Annotated in this window: 11 protein-coding genes; 3 read left to right on the forward strand and 8 right to left on the reverse strand. The window is 63.1% G+C overall.

The genetic code is table 11. The annotated features are described in order from the left end of the window. Positions 1-104 precede the first annotated feature (104 nt). Both QMK31_RS08420 and QMK31_RS08425 read left to right on the forward strand, forming a co-directional pair. Positions 105-695 (forward strand): hypothetical protein, encoded by a 591-nt coding sequence (locus tag QMK31_RS08420; protein ID WP_283500499.1) that lies wholly within the window; start codon positions 105-107, stop codon positions 693-695. An 89-nt stretch (positions 696-784) separates the two neighbouring features. Then, positions 785-1,660, forward strand: a complete 876-nt coding sequence (locus QMK31_RS08425; protein ID WP_283500500.1) for an MT-A70 family methyltransferase — start codon at positions 785-787, stop codon at positions 1,658-1,660. Here QMK31_RS08425 and QMK31_RS08430 read toward each other — a convergent pair. Then, positions 1,657-2,403 (reverse strand): BglII/BstYI family type II restriction endonuclease, encoded by a 747-nt coding sequence (locus QMK31_RS08430; protein WP_283500501.1) that lies wholly within the window; start codon positions 2,401-2,403, stop codon positions 1,657-1,659. The genes QMK31_RS08425 and QMK31_RS08430 overlap by 4 nt on opposite strands. Before the next feature lie 127 nt (positions 2,404-2,530). Here QMK31_RS08430 and QMK31_RS08435 point away from each other — a divergent pair, with 127 nt between their 5' ends. Beyond that, positions 2,531-3,508, forward strand: a complete 978-nt coding sequence (locus QMK31_RS08435; RefSeq protein ID WP_283500502.1) for a site-specific integrase — start codon at positions 2,531-2,533, stop codon at positions 3,506-3,508. A gap of 223 nt (positions 3,509-3,731) precedes the next feature. Here the strand turns inward: QMK31_RS08435 and QMK31_RS08440 are convergent, their stop codons facing one another. The 7 genes from QMK31_RS08440 to QMK31_RS08470 all read right to left on the reverse strand — a co-directional run bounded on the left by QMK31_RS08440 (position 3,732) and on the right by QMK31_RS08470 (position 10,002). Further along, the gene (locus QMK31_RS08440) at positions 3,732-4,052 is read right to left on the reverse strand and encodes a hypothetical protein (protein WP_283500503.1); all 321 of its coding nucleotides are present in this window, start codon (positions 4,050-4,052) and stop codon (positions 3,732-3,734) included. 119 nt (positions 4,053-4,171) lie between these two features. Then, a complete protein-coding gene (locus QMK31_RS08445) occupies positions 4,172-4,618 on the reverse strand; it encodes a hypothetical protein (RefSeq protein WP_283500504.1) in 447 nt (148 codons plus the stop codon). Then, on the reverse strand, positions 4,615-4,740 hold the full coding sequence (locus QMK31_RS08450; RefSeq protein WP_283500505.1) for a hypothetical protein: 126 nt from the start codon (positions 4,738-4,740) through the stop codon (positions 4,615-4,617). The genes QMK31_RS08445 and QMK31_RS08450 overlap by 4 nt, the downstream gene beginning before the upstream one ends. Positions 4,741-4,949: 209 nt before the next feature. Next, positions 4,950-5,795 (reverse strand): sigma-70 family RNA polymerase sigma factor, encoded by an 846-nt coding sequence (locus tag QMK31_RS08455; protein ID WP_283500506.1) that lies wholly within the window; start codon positions 5,793-5,795, stop codon positions 4,950-4,952. Between the two features lie 227 nt (positions 5,796-6,022). Next, complete coding sequence (locus QMK31_RS08460) at positions 6,023-6,853, reverse strand: hypothetical protein (protein ID WP_283500507.1); 831 nt, start codon at positions 6,851-6,853, stop codon at positions 6,023-6,025. 102 nt (positions 6,854-6,955) lie between these two features. Then, positions 6,956-7,351 carry a hypothetical protein gene (locus QMK31_RS08465; protein ID WP_283500508.1) on the reverse strand — a complete coding sequence of 132 codons (396 nt, stop codon included), beginning with the start codon at positions 7,349-7,351 and terminating at the stop codon, positions 6,956-6,958. Positions 7,352-7,578: 227 nt separating this feature from the next. Beyond that, on the reverse strand, positions 7,579-10,002 hold the full coding sequence (locus tag QMK31_RS08470; RefSeq protein ID WP_283500509.1) for a phage/plasmid primase, P4 family: 2,424 nt from the start codon (positions 10,000-10,002) through the stop codon (positions 7,579-7,581). Positions 10,003-10,586 lie beyond the last annotated feature (584 nt).

A 10,586-nucleotide genomic window follows, 5' to 3' on the forward strand; every position in this document is an offset into this window, starting at 1 on the left:
CAAAACACCCGCATGTTTCCGGGCTTTTCTGGAGTCATCCGCGACCATGTAGTTGACCATGCAGTTGACTTGGTGGCTTCGCGCCACCGCGCATATATGGGTACATGCGACTCCTCGTTATCGGCCCTGCGGCCCTGGCCCCCGACGCGTCAGGTGACGCCGCACGAGAACGCGCCCTCTTCGCACAACTAGACGACGATGCCTTCGCCGCACCATCGCAGGCAGCATGCCGGGAGAACCTTATTGAGCTCGTCGCGCGCGCAGCGTCCGCCGGGATTCGCGTCGTTATCGTGACAGACCAAGCCGGCCCGGTTGACTTGCGCCTAGACAATATCGACGTCGGTCCGCTCGTGACTGCCCACTTGGAAGTCGTTCGACCCCGCAACGCACGGGTCGGAGAATTCTGGAACTTTCGGCGCCGGCTGCTCGCCCTCCGCGGCTACATCGCGGAACGGGATAACCGCATTGTAAGTCGGGTCGTATTCGTGGACTCCGGAGTCAAGGATGAGGCGGGCCGTAACCTATCGAGTAAGTTCCTAGTCAACCTGGGCTTAGACGCCGAACTCGTCGACCCCGGGCCCTGGGGATTGGCTCTCGGGAGCTATGCACAAATCTGCGCAGCGCTCGAACTCGACGTACCGTCGCCGCGGCCGACAACCAGCCGGGCTTCGAATAACGACGAAGAATTGTTTTGACCCGCGACGCGCCGCCAAGTTCGTCGAATGTCGGTGGGTTGTGACAAGATCTAATCCGGCGAATAATCAAGATCTACTTTGAGGGCAAGATGACAGCGACAAAGACTAAGCCAGCACCGCTCCGCGGGGACGCAGCGCCCGCGCCGCTCCCCGTCGTGGATGGGGGGTTCGCGACCATCCTTGCTGACCCGCCGTGGAGGTTCGCTAACCGGACCGGTAAAGTCGCCCCAGAGCACCGCCGCCTAGACCGCTACTCAACGATGGACCTTGACCAAATCATGGCGCTACCCGTTGCCAAGCACGCCGCCAAGAACGCCCACCTCTACCTCTGGGTGCCGAACGCATTACTGCCGGAGGGTATCGATGTGATGCGCGCTTGGGGCTTCCGATATGTTTCCAATGTCGTCTGGGCCAAACGCCGGAAAGACGGCGGACCCGACGGACGCGGGGTTGGCTTCTATTTCCGAAACGTGACTGAGATTCTACTTTTTGGTGTTCGCGGTTCGATGCGTACGCTGCCGCCCGCGCGCTCACAAGTAAATATGCTCGAAACAAGAAAGCGCGAGCACTCGCGCAAGCCCGACGAGCAATACCCGCTAATCGAGGCGTGCTCCCCCGGCCCGCATCTCGAGATGTTTGCCCGCCACGCGCAGCCCGGCTGGACCGCCTGGGGTGACGAATCAGACGATGCTGTCCAACCCCGCGGTACCGTGGCCCGCGGTTACTCCGGTGGGCCAATCGACGCGCCTCATCTTGCGCCGCACGAACGCATCCCCAACGCCGAAGCTGACGCACTGGCAGCCGAACTGAACGACCTTTACGAACGCCTCGGCTATTCGATTCGAGATATCTCCGAAGAACGCGGCCTCTCTATCCAACGAGTGCGAGGACTCCTGGGGCGCGCTGGCGCCGACATCCGTCCGCGCGGTGGAGCCCACAAACCCGAGCCAGCCTTAGCTGTCTAGGGAACCATAACCCCGGCATCGAACGCCATTTGCACTGACTCAAAATCGTTCACCCGGGCGGGTTCGATGCCGATAAGCAACAACGGGCACTCGCCTCCGCCGCCTAAGTTGACGCGGGGGATTAGCTTGTTCCAGTGAGTGGTCGACGAACCGTACTTCTTGCTAGTTGCAGTCGTGGACGTACGAATTGTTGGTCCGATTATTCGCTGGAGTTCAGGGCCGCGGGTGACGATGACGCCGACAGCAAGGGCACCTTCGCGGTGCAGTGCCTGGTAGTTGAGCAGGTCCCGGTCGAAAAAGGGGTCCTTATTATTCCACTCGACTTCCACACCGATTCCCGGGTAGGGGTCGTCTTGACTAGCTACGGCGAACATGTCAATCTCATGCCCTCTGGTTACATGGAGCGGCTTGTCGTCAATCAGGCGCGCGATAGAGATGTTCCGTTTGCCCCAACCGTGCTTTTCGAGTGTCGCATCGAACCGAGCGGTGTGCTGCGCACGGCTACCTCCGCCGGCAAGCAACTCCTCGATTTCAATTTGGAATTCTTCAAGAGTTGCTATTAGGTCGGCAAAGCGCTGCGGGAATGCTTCACGAAGAATCAAGTCGGCATACCTGGTGACGCCGTACTTGTAACCGCTCGGCAAGTCCACCGATGGAGTGCCTACGACCGACGGCAAGTCTGGAATCTGCCCGTCGGTCGTCGCATCATCATGAACCTCAGAGTTGTCTTCGTATCCCACCATGATTTGATTCTGTCGAACGGCGGTCGCTGCGCATAATCGGAGCCCACCTCAGGTCCCGCTAATGTCGCTTAGCGGGAGTTGACGCGGTCGCCACGTTATCGGTAGTTGACCGCGCATAGATAGGGGTATGGAATCCCAACTAGAGCCCGTCGCGCCTACAGCACCGCTCACAGATTCGCAAATCGCAGGCATCGCCGCGGCCGTCGCCGATTCGAAGGCGCCGGCCACGCGGCGCGCCTATTCTGGCGCGGTTCGCGCGTTCGGAATCTGGTGTGTTTCCAATGGGCAGCCGGCACTTCCAACTAACCCGGCGGTCGTCGCCGCATACCTCGTCGAGCGTGCCGATTCGAACGTTTCGCTTTCGACGCTGACCGTCGCTGTCGCTGGAATCCGCGACGCGCATCTCTCGGCTGGACATGCCAACCCGACCGCGCACCGCGGGGTAACCCAAACGATGGCGGGCCTCCGACGCCGGCTCGGAACTGCGCCAAGTCGTCAGGCGCGAGCGTTCGACGTCGGAGAGCTTCGACGGATTCTTGCGAAGATTGACCGGTCGTCGACAGCCGGAAAGCGCGACGCTGCGCTGCTCCTATTTTTGTTCTCGTCGGCATGCCGCCGGTCGGAAGCGGCGGCATTGATGCGCGGCGACCTGCAGCTCTCCCCCGCCGGAATCCGGGTGGCAATTCGCCGCAGCAAATCTGACCAGGCCGGTGCGGGCGCCGTCGTGGGAGTTCCCGCCGGCGTGCACCAGGCGACTGACCCCTTGCGTGCGATGCGCCAGTGGCTGGGCGTTCGTGGCGGGGCGTCGAGCGACCCGGTGTTCTGCAGAGTTTCGCGTACCGGGGCGGTGCTGGAAGGCGGGCTTACGGGGCAGTCGGTGAACACAATTTTGCAGGCGAGGGCGGCCGCGGCCGGGGTCGAGTTAGCTGGGTTGTCGGCCCATAGCACGCGGGCTAGTCACGTGACCGCGGCCGCGAAAGCGGGGGTTCCGCTCGAGGATATCCAGCGCCAGACCCGCCATGCGAATGTCCAGACACTACTTGGTTATGTGCGGTCGGCCCGGGTCGTCGAGGACGCCGCAAGCGCCGGTTCGCTGGGGCTATAGGACCGGGCGCGGAGCGCGTCCTCGGCGGTGAGGCCGCGCTCGTCGTCTGTGTGCCAGGTGGCCGCGGAATCAGCGCGGCGCATGACTTCTATGTCGAGGCCGGGCTGGCAAGATTTTATTTGGAACGCGTGCTCCTGCGCGAGCTCGCGGCTGGCGAAACTGCCGAACACCAGTGGGCCGATAAGGCTAGATGCCGACGACGCCATCAAGCCGAACCGCGTGCTCATTCCGCACCGACCAGGCGACAGATGGCTCTAATTTCGGTGGTTCGATACGGGATAGTCCCGAGGTCGATTCCGTCGTCGACTAACGGGTGGACGTAGATTCGCGCGCCGCGGCCGATGCCAATTGGTGGCTCGAACCCAAATACCCTCTGCCACCTTCCGTCGTGCAGAATCGAACCACGCCCGGGTGCTGGCAAGCGCATGACGTGGTTTAGCTGGGCGTCGTCCCAGCGCAGCAGAATCTGCGTTCCGCCGGATGACTCCAGCACGACGATGCCGTGCCGCTCGCTGTCTGGAAGCTCGCCGGCAGGTGTGAGCACTACTCCCATAGTGGTGACGGGGTGTCGGTGGGGTTGAGTGTCCATGCCCTCTATATGCGCGGTCGCCACGAAGCCCCGCGGTGTGAGTCGCGGGGCTTCGGTTTGGCCGTTCGGTCGAGCTAGTCCTGGCGGCTGATTCTCCGTTCGGCGCGCCGTTCGTCGAGGTCGTCGAGGGGTTCGGCGGTAAGCGACCAGGTGAGGTACGCGGGGTCGCTGGCGTCAAGTTGGATGCGCCCATTGGGGCACGCCCGGGCAAGCAAATCGGTTACCGTTTCGATTACGAACGACAGTAACTCGTCGAACCAGTGCTCGTCGGAAACGGTATCGGCGGCGACCAGGTCCCCGGCGAATTCGGGACGCCCGAGCGCGAAAGAACGGCCGTCGGCGACCAGCTCCGGGGAGACCAGGCTATCCGGACCGAGTGGAAAGTTCCCAGGTTCGCCCAGGACAGCGAGCCAGTTTGTTTCCCCTTGAAGGTCGACCGTAACCGTCACCGGCAGGCCGGCCGCAACGGCGAGGTTAGCCGCCTTTGCGACCGGGTCGGTCAGAGCAAACGCGGCGCTCACGCTGCACCGAATACGACGAAGCCGACGATAAGCGGGAACATAGCGACCGCGAAAGCTGTACCGAACTTCTGCCGCATGGTGGCGTAACGGTCGGAGATTATGGATGAGTTGTCGTTGAACATTTGGCCCTCCTAGGGCTTAGTGCCGGCTATCCCGCCGGCTTAGGTGTTGCTCTATAACTTCATGTACGGGGGCGATTCGGAAAGCTGTCACTTTTGAGAACATTTCTTGAGTATTCTTTTGGAATCTCCCCGCTTCGCCCCGTTCATTCCTTACCCTGCGGCGGGAATCGACCGCCGCAGGGCCTGAACCTGTAAGCTGGCTGTGAGTCCTAGAACTCGACGGCCCGTGACGCACGAATAGCCGCATAGCCGCGCTCCTCTGCCGCCGCGACCGCCTGCTGCGTTATCGCCAGGGCGGCGCCAACTTCGGCCTGCGTTAGTGGGAACCCGCCACGCAGCCCGAGCCGAAGTTCCAGCACCTCGCGGGCCCGTCCGCGAGTCGGGGCGATAAGGTCGCGCAGTGCGTCCTCGGCACTGACCGCGGCGTCAACTTCTGCGGCCTCCGGGTCGGCCAACGTCTCCTCGAGCGCTTCCGTAATCGGCGCTGCCGGCTGACTCCACGCTTCGACTTGGGCGACGCGTGCCGGGTCGATACCAAGGGCGGCGGCTAGCTCCCGGCGTGACGGTTCGCGGCCGAATTTCGCTTCGAGCTCGGCGGTCGCAGCGGCAAGCTGCCGAACCTCGTCGAGTACGTCGCGGGGGATACGAACGGAGCGGCCGGTGGCGCGGATTAGGTCGCGCAAGGCGCCGTCGAGAGCCGCGGTTGCGTAGGTCGAGAACCGGTTCCCGAGGGCCGGCTTGAAGCTGCGCGTGAGGGTCACCATACGCAGCCGCGCCTCCTGCGCTAGGTCCTCGAGTTCGACGCCGCGGCCAACGTGACGGCGGGCGGCCCTGTCTGCCATTCCGCCAAAAGCCGCAACCCACGCGGCCTCAGCACGGCGCCCTGCAGCCACCTCACGGGCGAGAGTACGGGCCGGTAGCGAGCGGCGCTCACCCTCCGGAAGTGAGGCGAGCTGGCCGGCTGCGGTGCGGCCCGCAGCGGTGGCGGTAGCCCACTCTGTTTCTTGTTCCCGGGAGACGCGCCCGGCCTGGTCGGTGTTCTGATTGCTATCCATACCGTCATGTACGCGGGGTGCGCAAAAACCTGTCACTATCTGGGATTTATTTTTAGACCAACCTGCAACCGGTCATTATTTTGGCGTTTGCGCCCCACGGAAACTCACGATTACCGCCCATGCCGCCGCCGCATCGCTCGACGGCTCACCCTCACGGAACGGTTAAAACAAACGCCCCGCCAGGTATGGGTCCCGGCAGGGAGTGTAAAGCTGAACGTTCGCTATGACTATGCGGCCGCAGCGTCGGCGAGTTTGCGAGACAGGTGCCGCATGATTCCCGCCGCCTGGTTTCCTGGTCGCGTGCCCGTCGCGGCCCCCGCCATGACCAGCTCCCGCTCCCACGCCAGCTCGTCGATAACCTCCGCGCAACGCTCGCATTGTCGCGCCGCGGGCTTACCTGGCCCGAGAGGTGGGAATACGCCGACGCGGCCGCCGCAGCCGGGGTGGGGAAGTTCGGAGAATGTCGCACGGTCAGCCTGCGGGAACGCAGAGTCAGCGGCCTGGACCGCGCCGCGAACCTCGCGCAGCAAGTACCCGAGCAACTCCGCGGCCTCCGCGTCGCGCGGCGCGGCGATACGGTCGAGACGGGCGACCAGCCAGCCAGCCTGCGCCGCCACGACCACCCCGACGAAACGCGGGTCCAGGCCCGCGGGCAGCGCAGCGAACGTACCGGCATATCCGCGTCGTGCATGGTGCGGTGCCGCAGGCGCCGGCTCCTTATATAGCGCCGCAAACTCGAGGACAAGGTTCGCCAGCGTGGCCCACAAGGTATCGACCGAATCGACAGCTCCTAGGTTTATCGGCGGTCGGGAACTAGAGCTAGCGCTCCCGCTCCCTCCGGTCGCGCCTGCCGTATCCACGGCCTGAACGCCGGGCACTATCTGCGCGGCGACATGCTCCGCGATACCCGGCGCGCGGGCCAGGTTGCGCGCGATGCCTTCAAAGCATTTCGCGCAGAGAACGCCGTGCGTCGCGGCAGGCGCGGTGGGCGTTTCGATGCCAGGTTGCGCGGGGGTTAGGCGGTGTGGGGCAGTGCAGGGGGTGGTGAAGTGGCTCATGGGTTGGGCTCCTATTGGTTGACGTACCGGCGGTGGGTGAAACTTTTGTCTTACTGTCATGTACGCGGGGGTGTCAGAAAGCTGTCACCGCCGCGTCACTAGTTACCCTGCGGCGGGAATGGCGCGCAGGGCGGACGACCGCCCGACGTACCCGTAGCCCTCGCGTTCGAGGATGACGGCGACCGCCTCGCCGAGCGTGTGGGCGTCGAGGTCAATGCCTGGAATCTCGCGAAGAAAGATACGGTCGCGACCGAAGTCCTCGAACCGAACGTCAGCCAGCGCGTCCTCGCCGTACTCGTCGCGCAGAGCCTCCGCGAACGCGTCGGTCACGGCGAGGATGCCGCCCGACACGATGACTTCGCGCTCCTGCGCGGAGATTTCGTAGTCGGAGTCGGAGAGGGTGCGGGCGCGCACGGTGGCGGCAAGTACACGGTCTACGATTCCGTGGCCGAGGTCGAGGGAAACGTGCGCTTCGTAGGTCTTGATTCTGATGTTCATTTGGCCCTCCTAGGGCTTTTGTGCCGGCTAGCCGGCGGTGGGTGAGGGAAGTTTTTCTCTCTCACTAGGTAGAGTGCGAAGCGGGGCAAGATTTCAAAAAGAATTTGATAATTCTTTTTGCGGGCCCTTCGCGGCCCGTCATAAGTCATGTACGCGGGGCGGCCGAAATACTGTCAGCCGCCCCGTACCCATTACCCTGCGGCGGGTTTTGGGGTGACGATTTGGTGCTAGCCGCGGGGGTAATTCCCCATGCTGTCGGCGCGTGCGGCCAGGCTTGTGACGGCGTCGCTCGAGGGGTCGAGCATCAGCCCAACGAATGAGACGTTGCCGCCGGCGCCCTTCTTAGTTGGCGTGTGGCGGGACAGAACGCCCCGTTCCTGCAGCGCTTCGACGAATGCTTTCTGTGTCCACGGACGCTGCCCACGGTCGCTGACCCAGGCCTTGTACGTTCGGTAGATATCGGACCGAACACCGCTGTATCCCTCACCGACGCGGCATACCTCTTCGAGAAACTGACCGAGGTCATCGCTGGAATTCCGGTACTCCGACGTGGCCGCTTCAACAGCTGAGCAGGTTCCAATTCCGTCCTTTGCGTATGCGAGCGCGCCCTCTACGAGCCAGCGCAGGATGCCCGCGGCCTCCGCCGCAAGGCGCATCGGCAGGTCCTTATCAGCGGTGCCCTCCTGGACCTGGAAGTCAAACGGCAGCAAGGCGATTCGGCGCCACGTTCCCCAGTCCTGAGCCTTTACAGTCGGACGGTGGTTCGTGACCAGAAACACAGAGTGCGTTGGCTGGAACGTGATTCGGTTCTGGAATAGGTGCCGGCCAGAGATAGCGTCCCGAGAGGTCAACGTTTTCATAGCCGCCTCATCGAGAACTGCGCCAACCCCGGTCTCCGAAGCAACGACGAAGCGCCGAGATTTCAGTGTCGCGCGGTGCTCGTCTGCCATCCCGCCAATGAGCGCGTCGACCACGAGAGTGGTCGCATAGCCGCCGAGAACGTTAGTGACCGCCTCGACGAGAACCGACTTACCATTTCCGCCGCCGCCGCTGAGGATGACAATTTTTTCCTCGAGAACCTTGCCGACGAGGCCCTTTCCGAGAGCACGCTGCGCGAACGCTACGGTCTCCGCGTCGCCGAGAAAGATTTCGGAAATAAACTTGTCCCACGCCGGGGCGGTAGCCTCCGGGTCGTATCCAACCGACGTAGTCAGCGTCTGCCGGTTCGCTGCGTCGGGTTCCAGCAGCTCACCGGTGCGCAGGTCGACGGTGCCGTTGGCGACGTTCAAAAGCCACGGGTCAGCGTCGAACGAATTCTCCGACACAGACATGCCCGGTTCGGTGCGCGCCATATCGACGGCAGAGTTAAGCGGGACTTTACCGCGGCTGCGGTTGTACCGTTCGGAGTCGCCCTTGTCGCGTTCCGTGAGCGACTTTGCACGGCTGGTCATGGCATCGTTCTGGTCGCGAACCCAAACGAACCCGTCCCACCGCATCCATGACTTCGCCTCGACGTTAAACAGCGCGTCACCCTTGCTGACACATTCCGCGGCGAGGCGTTCACCACGGCCCGCGTCGTCGTTACTGAACTCGCGGGTTTCGGCGAGTACCTCGTCGAGGGTTAGCGCGGCGTCGATGAGGGCCAGCAGTGGCTGGCTCTCCCCAGCAGCCAGCGCGTCAGCCAGGTAGTCGTCAATTCCGCGCTTAGGGTCGCGCTCGGTAGCGGGGACGTCGATAATCATGACTCGCGCCCAGTCGCAGTTGGTCTGACGCTCGACGATAAGTTGAGCGGTCGTTAACAAGGCGTTGCGTACCGCGCGGTTGGTTCTCCAGTCGGCGTCCCATGCCAAGTAAACTTCGTGGTCTTCGACGCTAAGTTCGTCGACCGTCTGCCCGACCAGGGCGTAGTCGTCGGTTGGGTTTCCGTGGCTGTTCGGGGCGCGGAACGGCATCGTAACCCCGGTCCAGGCGACGGGGACGAACTGCACGCCCTCGCGGATTGCAGCCGAGAGGATAGAATCCGCCTTCGGGATTCCTTCCGTCCAGATTTGAGGGATTTCAGTATCGAGCAACCACTCAGCGGCGAGAGGATTTACGTCGGCCGGGATGCCGTGGAGCTGGTTGCTACGCTCCGCTGCCAGAGCTCGGCCAGCTTCGTCCCGCGGGGCGTTCTTACCGAAGTACGCCGGTAGTTCGAACTTGATTTTGCGCGGCGGCTTCTTGAGCTCGGCGGCGCGCTTCTTGACTTGCGCGGGCGTCGCGTCCTCCAGGAGCGGCTCTACTACCTCGGCCTCGGTACGCGGAACGTCGAGGCGAATCTGGCAGTTGAGCTCGTCGTCGTCGTTGGGTCCGTAGAGCGGTAGTACAAGGGCGCGGACCAAACGGTCGGTCGCCTTATCCGCTATGCCCCAGGCGGCGCGTTGAGTGCTCGACCACCCGAGCCGGGCAAGGCCGGACTCCTCGTTGTCCTCGCGGGCCTCTTTAGCCGGCGTCGTCGAGCGGTAGCCGCGGCCCTCCGCGACCGCTGGGCTGACTGCGCGGCTCCGCAGGTATTCTTGGTGCGCCGGGTCGAGCGCGGCGAACACGGCGTTCGTGGTGGGCGCTGCGGCCGGTGTGGCGGGGATTGTGTTCGGGTTGAGTGGGTTTTGCATGACGAGTGGTCCTATCGCTGGTAGGCCGGATTCCGGCCGTTTTGGATTGGGGCGAGATTGCCTCCTTGCTTTGCCTTGGTTGAGTGCGTGGATTTGGTTCTGTATTTGGCTGAATTAGTTGTGTAGTTTTTGCCTTCACTATTCAGAGTGCGGAGCGGGGCAAGATTCCAAAAGAAAGTTCAAAATTCTTTTTCGGCCCTTCACAGCCGGCCCCTACTAGCTACCCTGCGGCGGGTTGTGAACCCCGTCATATAGTCATGTACGCGGCGGATGAGGGAAGCTGTCGGGTTTGGAAACATTCCTTGGGTATTCTTTTGCGGGGCTTTTGCGGCCCCTGCGTTGGTTACCCTGCGGCGGGAATCGAGCCTCGCTAAAATTATTCTTTGGGGGAAGATTCAAAAGCTCCCTCCGGCTCCTCTCCGGTCACCCAACGGGATATCCGGTCCTGCGGTCGTATGGTCGATTCACCTCTCCGGCTCCTCTCCGGTCACCCAACGGGATATCCGGTCCTGCGGTCGTATGGTCGATTCACCTCTCCGGCTCCTCTCCGGTCACCCAACGGGATATCCGGTCCTGCGGTCGTA

This window comes from Cryobacterium sp. PH31-O1 (assembly GCF_030063455.1).
Classification (GTDB): Bacteria; Actinomycetota; Actinomycetes; order Actinomycetales; family Microbacteriaceae; genus Cryobacterium.